Raw genomic sequence first — 22,732 nt, 5'->3', positions numbered from 1 at the left:
GCGGCTGTGCGGGCGGCGGCGCACGGGACTTGCGCACCAGTGGTCGGCTGTGGGGCACGTCTGGTTCCCGGCCGCTTCCCGGCCGCTCGGACCCGTGGTCAGGCGGCGGTGGCAGTGCTCAGGTGGACGCCGATCTGCTGGAAGGCGTGGACGAGCGGCGCCGGTGGGACCGCGGGCGACATGACCTGGGAGGCGAAGTGCGCGACGACGAGGTCGAGCCGGGGTGAGACGAACAGACGCTGACCGTGGATCCCGCTGGCCATGAAGGAGTCGTAGGGGTCGTTCAGGATCCACCACAGGTCGTGGTACGAGAGGGTGGCGGGCGAGTCGGGCGGCGCGGCCGGGAAGCGGACACGTCGGGGGTAGCCGTCGGGGACGCCGCTGACGATGGTGGAGGCGACGGCCTCCGGCACGACCTGGCGCTCCCCCACCGCCCCTCCGCGGCGGAGCATCTCGCCGAGCCGGGCCACGTCGCGGGCCGAGGCGCTGAATCCGCCGCACGCGGCTTCGACGCCTTCGGGGTCGAGGATGTAGTACGCGTCCTCCTCCGCGCCCAGGTGGGACCAGATCAGATCGCCGAGCAGGGCGGAGGTGCTCTTCCCGGTGATCCGGCGCAGGACCTCGGCGAGGGCCTCGACGTTGCCGTTCTCGTAGCGGAACTCGGTTCCCGGTATGCCGGTCGTCCGTGCGGTGGCGAGGTGTTCGCGGATGCACGCGGGCCCGCTGTAGCCGTAGGGCCTCAGTTGGGGCCCCACGACGGCGAAGTAGCGCTGGGCCTCGATGGACTTGTCGAAGCGACGGCCCGCGTAGCTCATCTGTGTGCCCATGTGGAGCAGGTGGTCGACCCGGGCCTCACCGAACGCCGTGCCCGCCAGCTCGGGGACGTAGTGCGTCACCAGGGCCGTGCGGTCCAGGAGGCCCTCGTGCGCGAGCGTCGCCGCGGCGAGGCCCAGGTAGGACTTGGCCGCGGAGGCGTTGAAGTGGGGTGTGTGCGGCTCGGTGCCGTGGAAGTAGCGCTCGTGGACGACGGCTCCGCGGTGCAGCACCACGACGGCGTCGGTCTGGGCGGCGGCGAACAGTTCCGGCAGCCTGAGCGAGGACCCGTTCGGCGCGGAGATCTCCAGGGCGTCCAGGTCCTGCGGACCGGCGGGCAGTGCGGGGGCGGGGGCCGCGCCGCGCCACACCCGTCGGCTGGGTGAGATCTCGCGGCCCGCGGCCGTGTAGCGCCGCACCCAGGCGGGGTCCGTGTAGCCCCGGCTCCACATGAGGTCACCCAGCGGCGGTGTCTCGGTCATCGATCGCTCCCGTCAGCGGCGTCAGGTCGGCATCATCAAGTCATAGATTCACTTCAATCTAATCGTTAACATACAGACTGTTCAGTACTCTGACATCGCCGCGACCCCGAGATCCGGGCCTCCGCAGCCCTCTCCTCCGCATGCCCTCTTCGCCGCACCCGCCCCTGCTCCCCCGACCGCAGGAGTCCCCATGGCCACTCCGCACACCTCGTCGCGCACGGCACCAAAGGCGCTCGAAAAGCACCCGGAGTCACCGGAGTTCGACCGGCGCCGCGCCTGGCTCATCACCGCGATGGTCGTCGCGTTCATGCTGATCAACTACGCCGACAAGTCCGTCCTGGGGCTCGCGGCCGTCCCGATCATGGACGAGCTGGACATCAGCAACAGCACGTACGGCGTGATCTCCAGCTCGTTCTCGATCCTCTTCAGCCTCTCCGGGCTCGTCGTCGGATTCGTCTCGTCGCGCATCTCCAGCCGGGCCCTGCTGTTCACCATGGCCCTGCTGTGGGCGGTGGCCCAACTGCCCGTGCTGGTCGTGGCGGCGGTCCCGACACTGATCGCGGGGCGGGTGCTGCTCGGCGCGGCCGAGGGGCCTGCCGCCTCGATGTCCATGCACGCCCTCTACAAGTGGTTCCCCCTCGACCGGCGCGGGCTGCCGTCGGCACTGCAGATCAGCGGTGCGGCACTCGGCACGCTCATCGCGGCGCCCGTCGTCACCTGGCTCATCACGGCCTTCGGCTGGCGCTCGGCCTTCGCTGCGCTCGCCGTGACCAGCCTGACGTGGAGTCTGATCTGGTGGCGCGTCGGGCACGACGGCCCTTACGGCCAGGCGCGCCCGCGGGGTTCAGGCGGCTCGGGCAGCTCCGGAACGAGCGCGCCGCAGCCGAGCGAACCCCGGCTCCCCTACCGCAAACTCCTGCTCAACGGCACGGTCGTGGGAAGCATCGCGGGCGCTTTCGGCGCCTCGTGGGCGCTGGCCGTCAGCCACGCCTGGCTGCCCGCGTACTTCAGGACCCAGCTCGACATGACGCCGGGCGGCGCGGCGGCGGCCATCAGTGGCATCTCCGCCTTCAGCTTCGTCCTGCTCCTCGCGGTCTCACCGTTCGCCGACGCGCTGAACCGCCGGGGCGTCTCCAGCCGCTGGGCGAACGGCGCGCCGCAGGGGATCGCCGTCGTCGTCGCCGGGCTCGCCATGGCGAGCTTCTCCTTCGTGGGCGACGGCCGGCTCCAAGTCCCGCTCATCGCCGTGGCGTTCGGGGCGAACGCCATCGTCTTCCCCTTGCACTACATGACGACGGCCGCCGTCGTCCCCACCCACCAGCGCGGAGCCCTCTTCGGCATCGTCGCCGCGACGGGGACCCTGCCCGGCCTCGTCGCCCCCTTCCTCACCGGCCACCTGCTCGACACCGCGGGCTCCCAGAGCGCGGGCTACACCGCCTCGTTCCTGCTCTCCGCCGCGGTGATGCTGCTGTCCGGCCTGACGGCACTGGTGTACATACGACCGGAGCGGGACGCCCGGCGGCTGGGCCTGGCGCCCGTCGGGTCCGCTCAGGCCGACGCGCCCGCTCAGGCCGGCGCATCGAAGCCACTCGCCCAGTAGCGGCCCCGCAGAGCCAGGTCGAGCAGCTGGCGCACGACCTCCTCGGGAGGCATCGGCGGCGTCTCCTGATCGACCCACCACCGCAGGACGGCGACCTGCTCGCCCACCCAGACGCGGGCGAGGAGGTCGGCGTCGATGCGCGGTTCGACGCCGTTACGGTCGGCGCGGGCGCGGAACTCCTCGGCGGTGACCCGCGCGCAGGCGTCCACGAACATCTGCAGCGGCTTGCCGTCCCCCTCGCCGCGCAACACGATCCGGTACTGATCGCGCTCCTCGCGTGCGTGCCGGAGCATTTCGAGGACCGGTTTGCCGGTGAAGCCCACGGCGCTGTCGGCGATGGTCGGCCGCAACCGCTCCCCCAGCTCTTCGAGCAGGTCGGACGTCACGCGCGCGAACAGGCCTTCCTTGTCCTTGAAGTGCGCGTAGAAGGTCGCGCGGGCCACGTCGGCGCGCTCGGTGATGTCCTCCACGGTCAGCGCGGTGAAGCCGCGCTCGAGGACCAGGTCCACCAGCGCCGAGCCGAGAGCCCGTCGTGACCGTCGTGTCCGCCTGTCCTCGGCCATGAAGGCCCTCCTCACCCGTGCGGTCGTGATTGCCGACCCAGTCTAGAAGACTCTTGACAGTCCAGAGGTTACTGAACAAGCTGTCTGCAATTGATCAGATTGTTTATTCGCAAAATTCGGACCACCCTCCCCCGCACCGCCCCGCCCCCCTCCGGAGAACGTGATGAACCTCGGCACCTATCTGACCCGCAGCGCCCGCTACTGGCCGCAGGCGACAGCCCTCGTCTGCGGAGACCGGTCGTGGACCTTCGACCGCCTGGACACGGCCGCCAACCGGCTGGCCTCCGCGCTGATCGCCCGCGGCCTGCGCCCCGGCGACGCCGTGGCCTCGCTCGCCTGGAACCGGGGCGAGCTGGTGGAGGTCGAGTTCGCCCTCTACAAGGCGGGACTGCTGCGCGCCCCGGTCAACGCCCGCCTGGGGCGCGGGGAAGTGGCGCACATCCTGCGCTACGCCCCCGTGCGCGCCCTCGTCTTCGACGCGGCCCACCGCGAGGACGCCCTCGCCGCGATCGCCGAGGCCGGCACCGGCTGCCTGCCGGTCCCCCTGGACGGCACGCTCGACGGCGATGCGCCGGGCATCACCTACGAGGCGCTCCTCGCCGCAGGCAGCGCGGAACCGGTCGCCGTCGAAGTCGACGAGCACGCCCCCTGCGTCCTGAACTTCACCTCCGGCTCCACCGGCGCCCTGAAGGCCGCCGTGCAGACCGTGGGCAACCGGCTCGCCAACATGCGCAAGCAGTTGATGAGCGACGAGTCCCGCCCGCGGCCCGGCACCCGCTACCTCGCCTGCGGTCCCATCACGCACGCCACCGGCATGGGCCTGCTCGCCGGGGTGTTCGGCGGCTCGACGACGTATGTCCTGCCCACCTGGAGCCCCGAGGCGTTCGTGACGGCGGTGGAGAAGGAGCGCATCACCGCGACGTTCCTCGTACCGGCCATGCTGAACATGGTGCTCGCCCATCCCGGCGCCGCCGCACGCGACCTGTCGTCACTGACCAGTGTGCGAATCGGCGGCGCACCCATCTCGCCCCAACGACTGCGCGACGCGGTGGAGTTCTTCGGGCCGGTGGTCGCCCAGGGGTACGGCCTGGGCGAGACCACGAGCGTCGTCGCCGGACTGAGCAGCGAGGAGATCGCCCTCGCGGTCAAGGAGGACCCGGAACTGCTGCAGTCCTGCGGAAGGGCCTCGTACGACACCGAGATCCGCGTCGTCGACGAGAGCGGGCGCGAGCGCGCGCCGCGCGAGATCGGCGAGGTCATCGTGCGGGGGCCCGACTGCGTACAGGAGTACTGGCAGGAGCCGGAGCTGTCGGCCGAGACCTTCCGCGAGGGCTGGGTGCACACCGGCGACCTGGCCTGGATGCGCGAGGACGGCTACCTCTTCCTCGTCGACCGCAAGAAGGACATGATCATTTCCGGTGGGTTCAACATCTACTGCACCGAGGTCGAGTCGGCCCTCTATGAGCACCCCGCCGTCCTGGAGGCCTGCGTGGTCGGTGTGCCGGACGAGACGTGGGGCGAGGCCGTCAAGGCCGTCGTCGTCACGGAGCCCGGCGCCGGCGTCGGCGCGGAGGAGCTCATCACCTTCTGTGCCGAGCGCCTCGACCGCCTAAAGAAGCCGCGCTCCGTCGACTTCGTCGCCGAACTCCCCCACAACCGCAACGGAAAGCTCGACCGCAAGGCCGTGCGTGAACCGTTCTGGGCCGATGCCGTCCGCCGCGTGAACTGATCCGCCCAGCAGCGCCTTCTGCCCCTCCAGTGCTCTCTCCCGAATTCGCCGTCCCGGCCCGAACAAGGAACGACCCGACATGAACTTCTCCCTGCGCCCCACCTACGACGACCCGCACCTGGCCGAGCTCGTCGGCCGGCTGCGCGACTACCTAGACGGTGAACTCGCCGAGCATGAACGCGAGCGCGGACTCACGCACGAGAGCCGCCTCACCCGCGCCGACCTCGAACCCATCTGGCGCCGCAGCCGCGAACTCGGCTTCTACGGCATTCATCTGCCCGAGGAGTACGGCGGCCGCAACCTCACGTACAGCCAACTCGCCGCCCTCAAGGAGGAGATCGGGGCCAGCGGCCGCGTCCTCGCCCACAGCGTCCTGGGAGACATGGGCGGACCGCTGCGCGCCGGAGACATCCTCAAGCACGCCACCGACCTTCAACTCGCCACGTATTTCCTGCCGTTGATCCGCGGCGAGCGGGCCTGCTGCTTCTCCCTCACGGAGACCGACGCGGGCTCCGACGTGCGCTCCATGCGCACCACCGCCGTCCGCGACGGCGACGGTTACCGTCTGACCGGCCACAAGGTGTTCTCGTCGGCCGGGCCCTTCGCCGACTTCGCCATCGTGGTGGCCCGGATGGCGGGGACCGGTGAACAGGAGGGCGACAAGCCGCGGTTCTCCGCCTTCCTCGTCGACCTGGACAGCCCCGGGTGCCGCGTCGACGACGGCGCGACCCCGATGTCCGGCGAGCACATCGAGAGCGACATCATCCTGGACGACTGCCATGTCCCGGCCGCCAACCTCCTGGGCGAGGAGGGCATGGGCATGCGCATCGCGCTCGGCCGCGTCACCACCAACCGGCTGCTGCACTGCCCCACCGTCATCGGGGCCGCCCGCCGCGCCATCAGCCTGACCCTGGACCGCACCCGGCACCGCAAGGTCGCGGGCGGCAAGCCCCTGCTCGCGCTGCAGGCCATCCAGCACAAGGTCGCCGACATGGCCACGGAGTTCTACGCGGCCCGCTCCATGACGTACGCGGCGCTGGCAGCGCTGGACAAGGGCGAGGACGCGCACGCCGAAGCCTTCATGTGCAAGCTCTTCGTCGCCGAGTCGGCCTTCCGGATCCTCGACGAGGCCGTGCAGATCCACGGCAAGGAGGGCCTCACGCAGGGCAACGAGATCGAGTTCCTGTTCCGCAAGATCCGCATGTTCCGGGTCCTCACCGGGACCTCCGAGATCCAGCGCAACGGCATCGCCAAGCTCCTGGCGTTCCAGGCCTGACCGCGCCCACCAAGGCCTCCACCCCGCGCCCGCCTCCGGTCATGTCTTGGCGAGGGAGGGGGCCGCGTCCGTGGGGCGCGGCTGCTCCGTGGCCGCTGTGGGATCGGTCTCGGGCTCGGGGGTTCCGGTGTGCAGGACGCGGTTGACGCGTTCGGTGTCCAGGACGCGTTCCCAGCGGGCGACTACGAGGGTGGCGACGCTGTTGCCCGCGAGGTTGGTCAGGGCCCGGCACTCGGACATGAACTTGTCGATGCCGAAGATGAGCATGATGCCCGCTGCCGGGACGGTGCCGACGGTGGAGAGCGTGGCGGCCAGGGCGATGAACCCCGCGCCGGTGATGCCTCCGGAGCCCTTGGAGGTAAGGATCATCACGGCGAGCAGGCCGAGTTGCTGGCCGATGGTGAGGGGCGTGTCGGTGGCCTGGGCTATGTAGACGGCGGCCAGGGACAGGTAGATGGAGCTGCCGTCGAGGTTGAAGGAGTACCCGGTCGGCACGGTCAGGCCGACGATGTCGCGCCGTACGCCCAGTCCTTCGAGTTTGGCCATGACGCGCGGCAGGACGCTCTCGGAGGATGAGGTGCCGAGGACGATGAGGAACTCTTCGCGCAGGTGGTTCAGAAGCCGGAAGATGTTGATCCGCAGCAGGGCGAGGACACCGCCGAGGACGACCACGACGAAGAAGAGCGAGGTTCCGTAGAAGAGCCCGATGAGCCGGCCGAGGCTGGTGAGGGTCGAGATGCCGTACTTGCCGATGGTGTAGGCCATGGCGCCGAAGGCGCCGACGGGGGCGGCCAGCATGATGTAGTGCAGGATCTTGAAGACGACGGTGCTCAGCCGGTTGATGCCGTCCACGAGCGGGGCGCCCACGGGACCCACGGCCTTCAGCGCGATGCCGAACAGGACGGCGAAGAAGATGACTTGGAGGATGTTGCCCTCGGCGAACGCTCCGACCGCGCTGGAGGGCACGATGTCGGTGAGGAAGTGCCACCAGCTCTGGTTCTCGCCGTCCTTGACGTACTGAGCCGCGTCGCCGGACAACTGCAGGTCGCCCGGGTGGGCGTGCACCCCGGCGCCGGGCTGGAACAGGTTGACCGCGATCAGTCCGAGGGCGAGCGCGGCCAGGGTCCCCGCCTGGAAGTAGACGAGCGACTTCAGGCCGACCCTGCCGACGCGGCGCAGGCTGTCGACCCCGCCGATGCCGGCGACGATCGTCAGGAAGACGATCGGCGTGATCAGCATCTTGATGGCGGAGACGAACGTGGTGCCCACCGGTTCGAGGGCGACGCCCACGGAGGGCCACAGCCAGCCGGTCAGGACGCCGGCCACGATCGCGGTCAGGACCCAGAAGTAGAGCTGTTTGTGCCAGGGCCGGGGTGCGGGCGGGGAGGTGGTGGGGGTGGTAGACGCGGTTGCTGCCATGGCGTTTCTCCTCGTCGAGGAACGTGGATGCAGCCGGGGCGGGATCGTCCATACGACCTCGGCCGTACGGCTCCGGCCGTGCGCGGGTCAGAGGGTGCGTGGATCAGGGAGTTCGGGCCGGCGGGGTTCGGGCCGCGGAGTGCGGGTCAGAGAAGTTCGAGGAGCTTCTCGGTGAACTCGGCCGTGGTGGCGCTGCCGCCGAGGTCGGGGGTGCGCAGGTCGGTCTTGGCGAGCACCGCGGCGATGGCGCCGGTGATGTCCGAGGCCGCCTCGCCGTGGCCGAGGTGCTCCAGCATCATGGCGGCCGACCAGATCGCCCCCAGGGGGTTGGCGATGCCCTGGCCCGCGATGTCCGGGGCCGAGCCGTGCACGGGCTCGAACATCGAGGGGTGCTCGCGCTCCGGGTTGAGGTTGGCGGCCGGGGCGATCCCGATGGAACCGGCCACGGCGGCGGCCAGGTCGCTCAGGATGTCGCCGAAGAGGTTGGAGGCCACCACCACGTCGAAGCGGGCCGGGTCAAGGACGAACTTGGCGGCCAGCGCGTCGATGTGCTCCTGGTCCCAGGTCACCCCCGGGTGCGCGGCGCCCCGCTCGGCGACCAGCTCGTCCCAGAACGGCAGGGTGTGCACGATGCCGTTGGACTTGGTGGCCGAGGTGAGCCTTCCGCCGCGCCGCGCGGCCAGCTCGAAGGCGTGGTCGAGGACGCGGGTCACTCCTGCGCGGGTGAACACGGACTCCTGCACGGCCATTTCCTCCGGGAAGCCCCGGTTGAGCCGGCCGCCGATCTCGCTGTACTCGCCCTCGACGTTCTCGCGGACGACGACGAAGTCCACCTCGCCGGGTGCGGCGCCGCGCAGCGGGCTCTCGACGCCCTCGAAGACGCGGATCGGGCGGACGTTGACGTACTGGCGAAAGCCCCGCCGGATCGGGATGAGCAGGCCCCACAGGGAGGCGTGGTCGGGCACGCCCGGGTAGCCGACCGCGCCGAGCAGGATGGCGTCCTTGTCGCGCAACTGGTCGAGGCCGTCCTCGGGCATCATCGCGCCCTCGTTGACGTACCGCTCGCACGACCAGTCGTAGGAGGTGTACGAGAAGCCGAAGCCGTGGCGGGCGCCGACGGCGTCGATGACCTGCTGGGCGGGCGGCAGGACCTCGGCCCCGATGCCGTCGCCGGGGATGAGTGCGATGTGGTGATGGGTCATGTGCTGATTGCAGCAATCAGGCCATGAGGCCGTCCAAGACGCTCTGCCGATCTGCCTTATAGGGCACGCCTATGTGCGCTCGATGGCGGCAAGCGCACAGGTCAGGAAGGCGTGAGCGGCCGGTGCCTGCTCGGCGCGGCGGCTGACCAGTGCGATCTGGAGCGTCGTACGCGGCTCGATGTCGAGCACCAGCGCACCGGCGCGCTCGGCCATCGTGCGCCAGGACTCGGTGACCACGGCGAGTCCGGCTCCCGCGAGCACCAGCGGCAGGATCGCCACCCGGTGCTCGGTCTCCGCCGCGATCGCGAAGTCGATGCCCCGCTCGCGCAGCCCGTCGACGTAGGCGCGCATGCCGGTGCCCCGCTGCCCGACGATCAGTTGCTGACCGGCCAGTTCCTCGCATGCGACCGGCCGGCCTGCCGAGAACGGCCCGTCGGGAGGGGTCACCAGGACGAAGCGCTGCTCCCCGACGGCGTGCGTGACCACTTCCTTGCCAGTCAGCGGGCCCGACGTCGCGAGGAGCCCCAGCTCCGCGGCGCCGGTACGCACCATGTCGACGACATCGCCCGAGGTGAAGGCGGCCCGGATGTTCACCGACACCCCGGGATACCGGCCCCGGAACGCGCGGATCATCGTGGTCAGCGGCTCCACCGCCTGGGACGGCATGGCGGCGATGTCCAGGCACCCCTCACGGAGCTCGTGGACCGCGGTGACGCTGGCGCGGGCCGTCTGCAGGCTGCGCACGGCCGCCCGGGCGGGTTCGATCAATGCCGAACCCGCCTCGGTCAGCACGGCCCTGCGGCCGATCCGGTGGAAGAGACTGCTCCCCAGGTCACGCTCAAGCGCCTGCACCGCCTGGGACAGCGACGGCTGGGAGAGGTAGAGGGCCGAGGCCGCCCGGTTGAAACCCCCGTGATCCACGATGGCGAGGAAGTACTCCAGCTGACGAACGTCCATGCGCACATCCTCGTGCTCGCGGGAGCCCGGGGGTGACCGGATGCCGACGGGCGAGGGCCGCTTAGGCGCCGCTCGCCCTGAGCATGTCCTCGCGCTCGACGATCTTCACGCGCTCGCGCTCCTCCGGTTCGCCCAGGGCCTTCTCCGCGGCGTCGAGGCGGTACCAGCCCTCCCACGTCGTGAAGCGGATGTTCCGCTCGCCGAGGAAGGCCTCCACGGCCGCCGGCTCGGGGGCGGTGGGCGTGTGCAGACGGTCGTTCGCGTGGTCGTCCAGGAGGCTGGCGACCGTCTCGTTCGCGTCACCCTTGGTGTGACCGATCAGGCCGACGGGTCCGCGGCGGATCCAGCCGGTGACGTACGTCGACCGCAGGTGCTCGCCGGTCTCCTCGATGACCCGGCCGCCCTTGTCCGGCACCGTGCCGGAGGCCACGTCCCAGGGCAGCTTGGGCAGCTCGTCGGAGAGGTAGCCCACGGCGCGGTAGACGGCGCCGAGGTCCCAGTCCTTGAACTCGCCGGTTCCCTTGACGTTGCCGGTGCCGTCGAGGGCGGTGCGCTCGGTGCGCAGGCCGACGACCTTGCCGTCCTCGCCGAGGATCTCGGTGGGCGACTCGAAGAAGTGCAGGAACAGCTTGTGCCGCCGGTCGCCGACGTCGCGGATGGCCCAGTTCTCGAGGGTCTTGGCGACCATGTCTGCCTGCTTGTTGCCGCGCCGGGTCGCGATCGAGCCGTCGTCGTAGTCGATGTCCTCGGGGTCGACGATGACCTCGATGTTCGGGGAGTGGTCGAGCTCCCGCAGCTCCAGCGGGCTGAACTTGGCCTGCGCGGGGCCGCGACGGCCGAAGACGTGGACCTCCCGCGCCTTGTTGGCCTTGAGCCCCTCGTGGACGTTCGGCGGGATCTCGGTCGGCAGGAGCTCGTCCGCGGTCTTGGCCAGGATGCGGGCCACGTCGAGGGCCACGTTGCCGACGCCGAGCACGGCGACCTTCTCCGCGTCGAGCGGCCAGGTGCGCGGCACGTCCGGGTGTCCGTCGTACCAGGAGACGAAGTCCGCGGCGCCGTGCGATCCGTCGAGGTCGATGCCGGGGATGTCGAGCGCCCGGTCGGCCGTCGCACCGGTGGAGAAGATCACCGCGTCGTAGAAGGCGCGCAGGTCGTCCAGGTCGATGTCGTTCGGGTAGTCGACATTGCCGAAGAAGCGGATCTGAGGCTTGTCCAGGACCTGATGCAGGGCCGTGACGATGCCCTTGATCCGGGGGTGGTCGGGGGCGACGCCGTAGCGGATGAGGCCGAAGGGCGCGGGCATCCGCTCGAAGAGGTCGATCGACACACCAGGCTCGACCGCCGCTGCGGATTTCAGCAGCGCGTCGGCGGCGTAGATGCCGGCCGGACCGGCTCCGACAACGGCTACCCGCAGAGGGCGAGACATGATCAGGTTTCCCTTCGAGCGAAGACATGGGGCTCGTCGGGAAGCCTAAACTAAGGCAATCCTAAGTTAGTACCCGGCCTTGACCTATGACCTCATAAGGGCAGCTTATGGGGTCGCGAAGACAGGGTTTGACTTGTGTGCCGCGCGGACGAGCGGTCCGCCACGTCATCCACCGGCGCCCGAGGCGGGCAGAGGCGCGCGGGGCGCCAGGGAACTCCGACGCGACCCCCTCCGTTGTCAACTCACCTATTTCACAACAGAGTTGACCCCACCCCCGCTGTTCACGGAGGCCCGGAACCATGACCCGCGATCACCGGAACCACCCCCGTCCGTCCCGGCGCACCGTCCTCGGCGGCGCCACCCTGGCAGCCCTCGCGGCGGCGACCGGAACCACCGGCGCAGCCACCGCGGCGCCGGGTGCCACCTGGCCGACCGAGTTCCCGCTCCCCGACGGCTTCCTCCCCGAGGGAATCGCGATCGGCAGACAGCCGTACGCCTACATGGGTTCGCGCGCGAACGGCGCCGTGTACCGCACCGACCTGCGCACCGGCCGGGGCGAGGTTTTCTACGAAGGGGCCACCGGCACGGTCGCCGTCGGCCTGAAGCTGGACGACGACGGCCTGCTCTACATCGCCGGGAACACCGGGGTCGCCCGGGTCCTCGACACCCGCAGCGGCAGGCTGGTGGCCACACACCAACTGACGCGGGCCGCCGGTCACTTCATCAACGACGTCACCCTGCTCGGCGACCGCGCCTGGTTCACCGACTCGTGGGACGGCGTGCTCCACGGGGTGCCGCGCGGCCGCAAGGGGAAGGTGCGCACGCTGCCGCTCGGCGGCGACTGGGTGCAGACACCGGACGTGATCAACGCCAACGGCATCGTCGGCACCCCCGACGGCCGGGGGCTGATCGTCGTCAGCAGCACGCCCGGCAAGCTCTACCGCGTGCACCTGAAGACCGGGTACGCCACGGAGATCACGCTGGCCGGCGCGGACGGCGTGGCCAACGGCGACGGCCTCCTCCGCACCGGCCGCACCCTGTACGTCGTACAGAACCGGCTGAACCTCGTCACCGTGTTCCACCTCGACGCCGAGGCGCGCACCGCCACCCTGCGGCGCACGATCACCGACCCCCGGTTCGACATCCCCACTACCGCGGCCCGCTGGGGCGATCGCCTCTATCTCGTCAACGCCCGCTTCAGCAGCCCCCAGGAGCCCGGAACGACGTTCAACGCCGTGGCCGTTCCCCTCTGAATCCCCCTGGAGCGCGGTCAGGCAGCACCCATTGCAAGATCAAAAATGGCACCGGGTTAGCATATGAGCGCCGCCTAGCTCGAAAGATAAACCTGTGACTGTCAATGACGACTCGTTCACCAACTGGAAGAACCGCGAGGAGATCGCGGAGTCGATGATCCCGATCATCGGGAAGCTGCACCGGGAGCGGGACGTCACCGTCCTGCTCCACAGCCGCTCCTTGGTGAACAAGTCGGTGGTCAGCCTCCTGAAGACCCACCGATTCGCCCGGCAGATAGCCGGCGCGGAGCTCTCCGTCACCGAGACGCTGCCGTTCCTCCAGGCCCTCACCACGCTCGACCTCGGTCCCTCTCAGATCGACATCGGCCTGCTCGCCGAGTCCTTCAGGGCCGACGACCGCGGCCTGTCGGTGGCGGAGTTCACCGCCGGGGCCGTCGCCGGCGCCACGGGCGAGAACAAGATCGAGAGCCGCGAGGGACGCGACGTCGTCCTCTACGGCTTCGGCCGCATCGGCCGCCTCGTCGCCCGCCTGCTCATCGAGAAGGCCGGTTCCGGCAACGGACTGCGCCTGCGTGCCGTCGTCGTCCGCAAGAGCGGCGGGCAGGCCGTCGAGGACTTGGTCAAGCGCGCCTCGCTGCTGCGCCGCGACTCCATCCACGGCCAGTTCCAGGGCACGATCACCGTCGACGAGGCGACCAGCACGATCGTCGCCAACGGCAACGTGATCAAGGTGATCTACGCCAACGACCCCTCCGAGGTCGACTACACGGCGTACGGCATCAAGGACGCCATCCTCATCGACAACACCGGCAAGTGGCGCGACCGCGAGGGGCTCTCCCAGCACCTGCGCCCCGGTATCGACAAGGTCGTCCTGACCGCGCCGGGCAAGGGCGACGTCCCGAACATCGTGCACGGTGTCAACCACGACACGATCAAGCCGGACGAGCAGATCCTGTCCTGCGCCTCCTGCACCACCAACGCGATCGTCCCGCCGCTCAAGGCGATGGCCGACGAGTACGGCGTGCTGCGCGGCCACGTGGAGACCGTCCACTCGTTCACCAACGACCAGAACCTCCTGGACAACTTCCACAAGGCCGACCGCCGCGGCCGCTCCGCGCCGCTGAACATGGTCATCACCGAGACCGGCGCCGCCTCCGCCGTCGCCAAGGCGCTGCCCGACCTCAAGGCGCCCATCACCGGCAGCTCGATCCGCGTCCCCGTCCCGGACGTCTCGATCGCCATCCTGAGCCTGCGCCTGGGCCGCGAGACCACCCGCGAGGAGGTCCTCGACCACCTCCGCGACGTCTCGCTGCACTCGCCGCTGAAGCGCCAGATCGACTTCACGACCGCTCCCGACGCCGTCTCGATGGACTTCGTCGGCTCGCGGCACGCCTCGATCGTCGACGCGGGCGCCACCAAGGTCGACGGCGACAACGCGATCCTCTACCTCTGGTACGACAACGAGTTCGGCTACTCGTGCCAGGTCATCCGCGTCGTCCAGCACGTCTCCGGCGTGGAGTACCCGACGTACCCGGTGCCGACGGTCTGACCTCGGTCTAGGATCCGCGTGATCGTTAGCAGTGAAGGCAGTTCGGTAGCAGTGGATTAGCAAATCCGCGATTCAGTTGACACTTGCTACGTTCAGTAGTGGTCTGTATCGGGCCGCTTCCGGACTTCTCTGCATGCGTGCCGCCCGCGCTCCGTACTGTCTCAGCATGGCAGTACGGAGTGCGGGCGGCACCCGTCGTACAGGCAAGGTTCCTACGGCGTCGATCCGGTACGAAGACGCCCAGGTGCGTGAAGTGCCGCTCCAGAAGCTGCGGTTGGCGGACTTCGCAGAGTCGGTGCCGTGGCGGGATGTTCGGTCGGTGCGGGGAATGACCCACTACTCAGGGAAGTATTCGTCCGCGACGACGGGCGGACAAGTAGTCTACGAGAGCCGCCTAGAGCTCGCCCGGCTGTTGCTGGCGGACTTTGACCCCGTGGTGCAGGGAATCTTCGCTCAGCCGTGCCGACTGACGGCTCGCGTCGGTGACGGAGTACGGCACCATGTTCCGGACTTTCTGCTGGTCATGCAGTCGGGGGCAGCCCAGGTGGTGAACGTCAAACCATCAGCTCGACTGCAGGATCCGAAGATCGCGGAAGCCCTGGCATGGCCGGGCGAGCTTATCCGACAGCACGGCTGGGAGTACGAAATCTGGTCCGAGGCGGATCGGGTGCTGCTGGAGAACGTGCGGTTCCTGGCTGGCTATCGCCGCCGCGGTGTGGTGCCGGATGCCGAGGTGGAGCGAGCGTGGGAACAGCTCGTGGACGGCGAGGAACTGGGCCTGGCGGAGCGTCGGTTGGCAGGTGGCCGGCCACCTGAGGAAGCACGGCCGCCGCTGTTGGCGCTGCTGTGGTCCGGTCGACTCACGACAGACCTCTCGCGTCCGTTGTCTGGCGAGTCCGTGCTGCGGAGGTGCTCGTGAGCGCCTGAACAGCGTCCCTGCGGCCAGGGCTACCGATCAGTTTCGACGGGGAACAGTTCACGGTTGCTGAAATCGAGGGACGGCGGATTCTCCTTCAGCCGACAGCCTCGGTTGTCGGTATGGCGAAATGGCGGCAGGTCGACGTCTCCGTGCTGCTGGCGCATCCCACCACCGAGATCCTGGTCCCGGCGCCGCCGGATGAGGAGTCGCCAGCTGCTGTGTTGAGCGGCCTCGACGATGATCGGGATGATGAACTGACGAGACGATTCCGTCATGTTCAGGAGGTCCTGACCGGCTACCAGCTCGGCGACGAGGTACTGGCCCTTCCAGGCGAGCCGCGGCCCGACTACGGGCCCGGAGCTGGATGGATGCACCGATATGCGGCCAAGGCCGCGGAGCTCGGGGTTGCCGAGAGCACGATCCGAAACTGGGCCAGACAGGTGAGGAACTCGGGGCCTGCCGGACTGGTCCATGAGCGCCCGAAGCCGAGTGTGTTGAACCGGGCAGATCATCGCTGGTTAGACATGGCTCGCGCGGTGTTGGCGGAGCATAAGCGGGCTTCCCGGCCGGTGCGGAATCTGATCTTGATAGAGATCGAGGAGCGTCTGACCAAGGAGCACGGGAAGGGCACGGTGCCAGTGCCGGCCCGCACCACGGGTTACGAACTGCTTGGGGCGCTGGCCAAGGGAACGAACGCCTTCGAAGGCAGCACGAAGGGCAAACGGTCGATCGCTGATGCTACGAAGGGAACCTACGGTCGGCTGCGGGCAACACGGCCGGGTGAGTATGTGGTGTTGGACACCAACTGCTTGGACGTCTTCGCCATGGAACCAGTGACCTGCCGGTGGGTGAGATGCGAGCTCACTGTCGCGATGGATCTTTACAGCCGGTGCATCACCGGGCTCCGTCTGACGCCGGTGTCGACCCAGTCGGTGGACGTGGCCGGAGTGCTGTTCGAGACGGTCCGGCCACGAGACGTCCCGGAGGACGGGAGCGAGCCGCTGCCGTTCCTTCCCCCTGGTTCCCCGGTGAAGAAGGCCCAGGAGGAGTTCAACGCAGAGGTTCTACGGATCGAAGCCCCCCGCGAGGTGGCCGCGCAGCGCGGCCGTGAACTGGCGATGCTTGCCCACGCTGCCCTCCTCAGTCTGCGCAGCACGCTGAGCTCGGCTCCAGATGTGGTGCACACCGTGCTCGAAGAATGCGGAGGCGGCTTGCCGGACGCGCAGTACCACCACGGCGGCAGCGACGCTCACAACGCAGCCATCGGCACCGCCATCGCCAACATCGCGCTGCACCGAGAACGAGATGACAGCGATGCTGTCCTTTCCTGGCTGATGAGCACTGACCGCCTGCGGCGCCGCAGTGCACATCCCACCCCCTGGCTCGCCAACTGGGCTCCCGCGGGACCTGGGGTGACCTCGCGCGCCCTAGCTGTGGTGGCCAGGGAACTGACCTGGATCGCACGTCTACGATACGGCGCCGCCACAGCGACACCAGCCTGGCCAACACTTACCGACCAAGACGTACAGCGTCGAGCAGCCAGGCTGCCGGCGATGCTCTGGCCAGCCTGGACTATGCGGCTGCTACCCCGACTTCCCAAACCCGTTGTCCGGCTCGCGGGGCTCCGACGGGCATGCGCAACCCTGCTCTTGATCCCCGGAACATTCTGCGAATATCACCAAGCCGCTCAACTGTTGGGCAACCCACGCGCATACGATAACAGGGAAGCACTTGACACCTCACTCGACAAGCAACGCCCCAATGAACTCGCCGCCTTCCTTGTTTTGTAGGCTCGAGCCCTGGACACCGCTCCGACTCCCATCAACTACCACCGGCGGCGGATCACCTTCTCCGAAGCCACTCTAAGATTTGACCTCGATGCTCATCAGAAATACTGTCGAAGCCGCGGTCTGCGCAGCGGGCCAGTGCACACAAAGCGACTTCGGTGGCGCCTATTGAAACTTCTTCTCGGAGCCGACCCGGGCACACTATCTCGCATTCCGGCCTGGAATTCTGACCTCGCACAGCAGTTCTCCAGCGAGTTCCGTGAGTTTCTTTTTCATCAGGCAGCGTCGAATCTTCGAGCCCACGACATCGACGAACCCGTGCTCTGGCAGCCGCCGTTGACGTGGCTGGACAATGTCGACTCGCCTGGAGTGAGTCCAGACGCAATCAACACTGCAAAGCTCATCAAATTGCTAGTCCCAGGCCGTTCATTGTCACAGGTCGGGGAGACGCTGAACATCAGCGAGGATCATATTAGGCTGCACATCGAATCGATAGAAGCCAGTACTCCGATGTACTCTTTGTCGCGTTCCCCTGCCCCGGGACGTAACATCCCTCGCCAAGGTTTTCTCTCCTTTGATGAACTGCAACGGCACTACCTGGAGCAGGGCCTCCCCTCCGACAAGGTCGCACGGCTGGCAGGGTGCAGCGGAACCACTGTGCGTCGGGCTCTCGCCGAGTTCAACATTGCATTCCGAATGCACGGCCTGAGCAAAACACGAAACTGTCTAAAACGGTTACGCAATGTTCTGCATATCTCTGGGCACGTCAGCGTATCTGCTGCGGCAAATTCACTCGGCATCGCCCCGACCACTCTCCGCAGGCAACTCCGTGGTATCGAAGCCGCCCTTGGCGCCCCCCTGATCGCACAAACCAACCCGATGTCCATCGCTCCGACGGGAGCCGCCTTCCACAGTGAAGCCCGGCATCTCATTGCTCTTCTCGACAACGAATCGACACCAGCACCGGTTAGCGCGACCGAAGATCGGCAACCCTGTTAGCATCATGCTTTCACGTGGCGGCGTGTCCGATGGGTGATCAGAAACGAAAGGAGTGCTCCTGACCTGCAACGATGGGACTTGTCTAGGGTCCAGGTCATCGCGTGGCAAGAAGCACTCCTCAGGTGAACAAGCGTTTCGGGTCCTACCTGCGTGCCCGCGTCGAAGGTGGCGGTCGCGGAGTGGTGCCCGAAGGCTGGTGGCGTGCTGCTGGTCGAAGCCGTCCGCAAGACCGGGCTGGATCAGGCGATATGGGCTGTGCTGGCGCGTGTGTAGGCCGCGGACGGTGCACGATCCGGGCAAGGTCCTGATGGGCGTGGCCCTCGCGGTCGTGCTCGGCGGGGACTGCCTGGCCGACGTAGGCATGCTGCGGGCCGAGTCGGCCATGTTCGGGCCGGTGGCCTCAGGCCCGACGGGCTCCAGCCTCATCGACACCCTCGCCTCGGCCCGAGCCGAAGTGCGCGAGCACGTATGGAAGTCGGCCGGCCTATCGGCGCCGGACGCGGCCGGGCAGGTGAATGTTATTGAGAGCGCACAAGATCAGGAGCAGGGATCCTTAAAAGGAATTTCCGAGATATATTGCTTCCATATATCAGCATTGAGTGATTCTTCCGTATTTTGACAAATGTGCTCTACGGCATTTTCAGCGTCCAGTCCCCACAGGCGCACTGTCTTATCGAACCCGGCACTGGCAAGGGTATGCCCGTCCGGACTAAAAGCCACTGAGAATACGCTATCTGTGTGTCCGAGTAGAGCGCGGCCGACTTGTACTGGGCTATTGCGACCCATCAAATCCCAAAGCCGTACGGTTCTATCGATCCCTGCGCTGGCGAGGGTGTGCCCGTCAGGGCTGAAGGCTACTGAATGCACACTATGGAAAGAATGCGTTTGTTTCAACACTTTCAAGTGCGCCGGGTCGCGCACGTCCCACAGTCGCAGCTTGCCGGTAGCTTCGACGCTAGCAAGAGTGCGCCCATCCGGGCTGAATTCCACCGTTTCCACACCGTTGGAATGGTTTATTGGTTTACCCAGCTGCTTAGGGTGGGCTGGATCGGCCGTATTCCAAAGCCGCATAGCCCGGTCGGGACCGATGCCCACTAGCATCCGCCCGTCGGGGCTGAACCTCAGGCCCCAAACTACCTTGCGCAAGACAACGGAGGCGCGACCCGGCGGTGGCGCAGCGGCGGCTCCGGATTGACCGAGCATCTGAGGATGGGCTGGGTCGGCAAGGCTCCACAGATGAACCGATCCATCCTTTGTGGCACCTGCCAGTACCCGCAGGTCCCTACTTAGCGCGATTGCCTTAAGCCCTTTGGCATGTCGTGTCAGGAGCGGGCCAGCCTTGGTCGGACGATCTGGGTCAGTGATGTTCCATAATTGGACTGAGGCGTCGTTGCCGATGCTCGCGAGTGTGCGGCCGTCGGGGCTGTATTTCACCCTTCCGATACCTTGCGGGTGGGCGGCGTATATTTGTCTTGCTGATTCTGGGTGGTCGGCAAGACTTTGAAGGCGCACTACCTGGTCCATCCCTGCACTGGCAAGAGTGCGCCCGTCGGGGCTAAACGCGACGGACAAGACGTCGCCGGCATGGTCGGCCAGAACAGTGCTGGGCAAGGTCCACAGGAGTACGTCTCGGTTGAGGCCGGCGCCGCTGGCGAGAGTGCGCCCGTCTGGGCTGAACGCCAGGGCCCCGACCTTAGCTGTGTGACCAATGACCGGCTGCCCCAAGGCCTCTGGATGCTTGGGATTGACCATGTTCCACAGTCGCATTGTCTGGTCTGCCCCGGAGCTGGCGAGGACACTTCCGTCCCGGCTGAACGCCACCGTGTCTACCGGATTGGTGTGTCCGGTTAAGGCCGGAGCGAGTTGTTTGGGATGGGAGAGGTCACTCAAGTCCCAGAGTCTCACCAACTTGTCGTCTCCGGCGCTGGCGAGGAAGCTGCCGACTGGGCTGAACGCCACAGAATTGACAGATTCCGTGTTGGTCAAGGGCGAAGCGAGCTGTTTGGGGCTGGTCGGTTCGGTCAAGTCCCACAGCCTCACTGTCTTGTCGATGCTTGCGCTGGCGAGGGTGCGCCCGCCCGGGCTGAACGCCACAGAATTGATCGCGTCGGTGTGCCCGGTCAAGGGTGAGGAGAGCTTTTTGGGACGGGAAGGATTGTCCAGGCTCCATAGCCTGACTGTTTCATCGGCACCGCCGGTGGCTAAGGTGTGCCCGTCAGGACTGAATGCCACCGTATTCGGATAACCGGTCTGTTCGCCTACAATTTGAGCCAGTGCTTTAGGGTGAATTGGATCAGCCAGGTTCCACAATCGTATCTGGTTGCTCCCGACAGAGGCGAGGGTCTGGCCGTCAGCGCTGAAAGATACTGACTTAATAATGTCTGTGTGGCCGGTCAAGGGAGAGCTAAGTGGCTTAGCATGGTGCGGGTCGGCGGTGCTCCACAATCGCACTGTTTTGTCGAATGAGGAGCTGGCAAGGATGGGTTCCTTTGGGCTGAAGGCAACCGACAGGACACCTTCAGTATGACCTTTCAGTGGTGCTGACAGGGGGGCGTTCGCGTCAGTGATGAGTTGCGTACGGAGGTTCTCATCGCGATGCTTCCGGTATGCGCCTATATCAAGTAGTGATGCAAGAGAAGTATGGAATGGGCGGAGCCTGTTGGCTTCCACCGTGATTTGCTGAGACATTGCAGTGTCGCGTTGCCTCTGCGCTGTGGTGCGCTGCTGTACGGCAACGACGGCAGTAACTGAAGCGATCAGGGCCAGAGCAGAGAGAGCTGCTATTGCGGTGCGCCGCAGCCGCACACCACGTTTCTGATGCTGAAGTGAGGCGGTTAGAAATATGGACGCATCGGTACTGAGACGGTCCCTCTGGGGAGAAACGGTCCAGGGACGAACTTCCTCCAGCCTGCTACCTCGGTATAGCGTGCTCGATTCACCATTGTTCAGGACCCATTCGGCGGCGACCTCCTCAAGCCTCTGCCGGATGATATTTCCAGCACGATCATTGTCGATCCACTGACATAGGCGGGGCCAGGTGCGCAGGAGGGCTTCGTGGGTGATCTCAACGGAATGCTGCCCCTGAACTAATAGCCGACCTTCGGTAAACGTTTTGATAACGGCCGCAGCCGTAGCCGGATCCTCATTCGCTTTTAACAGGTCGGGATGGGAGACTCGCCGCCTCGTATCGGCGACACCGTCACCGATCTTGACTAGACGCAAGAAGATTTCTTGTGCTGCGCGCTTCCCAGAAGAGTCCAGTTTGTTGAAGCATCTCTCGGCAGAGGCAGTAATGGCATGATCGATGCCACCCGTTGCCTTGTAGCCCTCCACGGTGAGGACGTTGCCGTGCTTCTGCTGCCAAGTGGCCCGAAGCGCGTGTGCTAGGAGCGGGAGTCGTCCGGCTTCGTACCTTCCTGAGCCTGCAGAGTCTTCGGACCAGCTGCGCTGCGCAGGAGCGCCTAGGTCGCGCAGCAGGAGCTCTATAAGCCCTGGTTCGACTTCCAGACCCACGTCCTGGGCTGGGAGCTCGACTGCCTCCCGTAGTCCGCCTTCCGACAGGGGCCCGATGAGGAACTGGTCACTCTGTAGGGACGCCCGCAGCTCGGGATACTTGACGCACTGGGTATAGAAGTCTGACCTCAGCCCGTACACAACCAGCGCGACTGGCGCTTCACCGTCTGCAGTTGGTGCAGCCAGTGCTGAGAGTGAGCGTATAAATCTGCACCTATCTTGCTCGTTCGCGCAGTGGGTGAACAGCTCCTCGAACTGATCGACAATCACAAGGAGGCGTTGCTCCGTTGCGTCGATGTCGCTCGCTCGCTCACGTAAAGCCTCGCGCGCTAGTGCGCCCCATGCACTCGGCTCAGCTGAGAGCGCCTCAGCTGCACGTTCGGCTCCGACACCGATAGCCTGCGCAAGCTGTGTGGCCAACGCCTTCAGTGGGTTGGTCGTCGGGGTAAGCAGTAGGCATGGCCACTGGGACGATCCTGAAGGGCCCAGGGCGCCTCGTCTAACCGCGGGCAGCAAGCCCGCCCTGAGGAGAGAAGACTTACCTGTACCTGACGGGGCTACCAGCGCCAGTGGACCACCGTCCCGCAACCGGGCGCTCAAGCCGACCATCAGGTCAGCAACTAGCTCATCACGCCCGAAGAACCACCGGGACTGTTCGGTACTAAATTCGGCCAAACCGGGATACGGGCACTCCTGGGATTCGGCCTCAGCCTCTGCACGGCGCACCTTGCGGACACCGGAGACGTAGTGAAGGTGCAGGTCACGCTCCGCGACGAACAGGTCGTTGCGGGCCTGAAAAATCCGAGCTTGATCAAAGGCCTGTCCCTGAAGGTGAACGTGCTCCTGGTCTTCAGGCTCTTCGCTGAGGTTCACTGTTCGGTGTTGCGCAGGTCGCGTCCAGCTTGGTACACCCGCCCGCTACCGGATGCTTTCGCCTTCAGCATCAGTGATCCGATACGGGACGCTTCATCGATGGGCAAGGCAGGAGTGAGGTGCTGTTCCAAGAGTCGTTCCAACTCACCTGCTTGGGAGGGATTTGTATGCAGGCACTGCTGTAGCCGAAGTTGCCAGACCGCTGCCAGAGCCCGCTCAGTGTCAGCGTCCTCCGCTTCCCTCGCTGCCAGAACCTGGGAGCGAGTTTCTGCGAGTTCCACGCTCACCCCATCTGCTTGTTCGCCGGGGGCTCCCCGGCACCATGCCAGGACGGCCGTGCGGACGTGCTCCCACGCGTCCGTAGCCATAGCA

General features: G+C 66.9%; 15 protein-coding genes and 1 pseudogene. 9 read left to right on the top strand and 7 right to left on the bottom strand.

The window, feature by feature from the left end; all coding sequences use genetic code 11:
- Positions 1-98: 98 nt before the first annotated feature.
- Complete coding sequence (locus OG302_RS39465; protein ID WP_371749559.1) at positions 99-1,295, bottom strand: serine hydrolase domain-containing protein; 1,197 nt, start codon at positions 1,293-1,295, stop codon at positions 99-101.
- Positions 1,296-1,485: 190 nt separating this feature from the next.
- On the opposite strand from OG302_RS39465, the gene OG302_RS39460 reads away from it, so the two are divergent.
- Positions 1,486-2,895, top strand: a complete 1,410-nt coding sequence (locus OG302_RS39460; RefSeq protein ID WP_371749558.1) for an MFS transporter — start codon at positions 1,486-1,488, stop codon at positions 2,893-2,895.
- Here OG302_RS39460 and OG302_RS39455 read toward each other — a convergent pair.
- Positions 2,862-3,458, bottom strand: coding sequence for a TetR/AcrR family transcriptional regulator (locus OG302_RS39455; protein ID WP_371749557.1), 597 nt, complete (start codon positions 3,456-3,458; stop codon positions 2,862-2,864). The two genes, OG302_RS39460 and OG302_RS39455, sit on opposite strands and share 34 nt — an antisense overlap.
- 163 nt (positions 3,459-3,621) lie before the next feature.
- Between OG302_RS39455 and OG302_RS39450 the strand changes: the two genes are divergently transcribed.
- Entirely contained in the window at positions 3,622-5,187 is a 1,566-nt protein-coding gene (locus OG302_RS39450; protein WP_371749556.1) for a class I adenylate-forming enzyme family protein, read from the top strand.
- A gap of 79 nt (positions 5,188-5,266) precedes the next feature.
- Entirely contained in the window at positions 5,267-6,463 is a 1,197-nt protein-coding gene (locus tag OG302_RS39445; protein WP_371749555.1) for an acyl-CoA dehydrogenase family protein, read from the top strand.
- A gap of 39 nt (positions 6,464-6,502) precedes the next feature.
- Here OG302_RS39445 and dctA read toward each other — a convergent pair whose 3' ends face one another.
- From dctA to OG302_RS39425, 4 genes are all read right to left on the bottom strand, one after another.
- Positions 6,503-7,882: a C4-dicarboxylate transporter DctA gene (dctA, locus tag OG302_RS39440; protein ID WP_371749554.1), complete on the bottom strand. Its 1,380-nt coding sequence runs from the start codon at positions 7,880-7,882 to the stop codon at positions 6,503-6,505.
- Between the two features lie 146 nt (positions 7,883-8,028).
- Entirely contained in the window at positions 8,029-9,084 is a 1,056-nt protein-coding gene (locus OG302_RS39435) for a tartrate dehydrogenase (protein WP_371749553.1), read from the bottom strand.
- Positions 9,085-9,153: 69 nt separating this feature from the next.
- On the bottom strand, positions 9,154-10,041 hold the full coding sequence (locus OG302_RS39430) for a LysR family transcriptional regulator (protein WP_371749552.1): 888 nt from the start codon (positions 10,039-10,041) through the stop codon (positions 9,154-9,156).
- Positions 10,042-10,102: 61 nt separating this feature from the next.
- On the bottom strand, positions 10,103-11,467 hold the full coding sequence (locus OG302_RS39425; protein ID WP_371749551.1) for an FAD-dependent oxidoreductase: 1,365 nt from the start codon (positions 11,465-11,467) through the stop codon (positions 10,103-10,105).
- A 299-nt stretch (positions 11,468-11,766) separates the two neighbouring features.
- Here OG302_RS39425 and OG302_RS39420 point away from each other — a divergent pair, with 299 nt between their 5' ends.
- The 6 genes and pseudogenes from OG302_RS39420 to OG302_RS39395 all read left to right on the top strand — a co-directional run.
- Positions 11,767-12,720, top strand: coding sequence for an SMP-30/gluconolactonase/LRE family protein (locus OG302_RS39420; protein WP_371749550.1), 954 nt, complete (start codon positions 11,767-11,769; stop codon positions 12,718-12,720).
- A gap of 94 nt (positions 12,721-12,814) precedes the next feature.
- Positions 12,815-14,269, top strand: a complete 1,455-nt coding sequence (locus tag OG302_RS39415; protein WP_371749549.1) for a glyceraldehyde-3-phosphate dehydrogenase — start codon at positions 12,815-12,817, stop codon at positions 14,267-14,269.
- A gap of 166 nt (positions 14,270-14,435) precedes the next feature.
- Positions 14,436-15,188, top strand: coding sequence for a TnsA-like heteromeric transposase endonuclease subunit (locus OG302_RS39410; protein ID WP_371749548.1), 753 nt, complete (start codon positions 14,436-14,438; stop codon positions 15,186-15,188).
- 119 nt (positions 15,189-15,307) lie between these two features.
- Positions 15,308-16,978 (top strand): helix-turn-helix domain-containing protein, encoded by a 1,671-nt coding sequence (locus OG302_RS39405; protein WP_371749547.1) that lies wholly within the window; start codon positions 15,308-15,310, stop codon positions 16,976-16,978.
- Between the two features lie 165 nt (positions 16,979-17,143).
- The gene (locus OG302_RS39400; RefSeq protein ID WP_371749546.1) at positions 17,144-17,974 is read left to right on the top strand and encodes a LysR family transcriptional regulator; all 831 of its coding nucleotides are present in this window, start codon (positions 17,144-17,146) and stop codon (positions 17,972-17,974) included.
- Between the two features lie 122 nt (positions 17,975-18,096).
- Positions 18,097-18,494: pseudogene (locus OG302_RS39395) on the top strand (transposase); the annotation flags it as partial.
- Positions 18,495-18,511: 17 nt separating this feature from the next.
- Here the strand turns inward: OG302_RS39395 and OG302_RS39390 are convergent.
- The gene (locus tag OG302_RS39390) at positions 18,512-22,360 is read right to left on the bottom strand and encodes a hypothetical protein (RefSeq protein ID WP_371749545.1); all 3,849 of its coding nucleotides are present in this window, start codon (positions 22,358-22,360) and stop codon (positions 18,512-18,514) included.
- Between the last annotated feature and the right edge of the window lie 372 nt (positions 22,361-22,732).

The sequence above is a fragment of the Streptomyces sp. NBC_01283 genome (assembly GCF_041435335.1).
In the GTDB taxonomy this organism is placed as follows: Bacteria; Actinomycetota; Actinomycetes; order Streptomycetales; family Streptomycetaceae; genus Streptomyces.
This window is presented reverse-complemented; position numbering and strand designations above follow the sequence as displayed.

What these genes read in the sequence shown, in the direction of transcription:
- OG302_RS39405 (WP_371749547.1), top strand. Translation starts at nt 15,308, where the DNA reads ATGGCGAAATGGCGGCAGGTCGACGTCTCCGTGCTGCTGGCGCATCCC.
- dctA (WP_371749554.1), bottom strand. Translation starts at nt 7,882, where the DNA reads ATGGCAGCAACCGCGTCTACCACCCCCACCACCTCCCCGCCCGCACCC.
- OG302_RS39445 (WP_371749555.1), top strand. Translation starts at nt 5,267, where the DNA reads ATGAACTTCTCCCTGCGCCCCACCTACGACGACCCGCACCTGGCCGAG.
- OG302_RS39460 (WP_371749558.1), top strand. Translation starts at nt 1,486, where the DNA reads ATGGCCACTCCGCACACCTCGTCGCGCACGGCACCAAAGGCGCTCGAA.
- OG302_RS39420 (WP_371749550.1), top strand. Translation starts at nt 11,767, where the DNA reads ATGACCCGCGATCACCGGAACCACCCCCGTCCGTCCCGGCGCACCGTC.
- OG302_RS39435 (WP_371749553.1), bottom strand. Translation starts at nt 9,084, where the DNA reads ATGACCCATCACCACATCGCACTCATCCCCGGCGACGGCATCGGGGCC.
- OG302_RS39410 (WP_371749548.1), top strand. Translation starts at nt 14,436, where the DNA reads ATGGCAGTACGGAGTGCGGGCGGCACCCGTCGTACAGGCAAGGTTCCT.
- OG302_RS39455 (WP_371749557.1), bottom strand. Translation starts at nt 3,458, where the DNA reads ATGGCCGAGGACAGGCGGACACGACGGTCACGACGGGCTCTCGGCTCG.
- OG302_RS39430 (WP_371749552.1), bottom strand. Translation starts at nt 10,041, where the DNA reads ATGGACGTTCGTCAGCTGGAGTACTTCCTCGCCATCGTGGATCACGGG.
- OG302_RS39465 (WP_371749559.1), bottom strand. Translation starts at nt 1,295, where the DNA reads ATGACCGAGACACCGCCGCTGGGTGACCTCATGTGGAGCCGGGGCTAC.
- OG302_RS39425 (WP_371749551.1), bottom strand. Translation starts at nt 11,467, where the DNA reads ATGTCTCGCCCTCTGCGGGTAGCCGTTGTCGGAGCCGGTCCGGCCGGC.
- OG302_RS39450 (WP_371749556.1), top strand. Translation starts at nt 3,622, where the DNA reads ATGAACCTCGGCACCTATCTGACCCGCAGCGCCCGCTACTGGCCGCAG.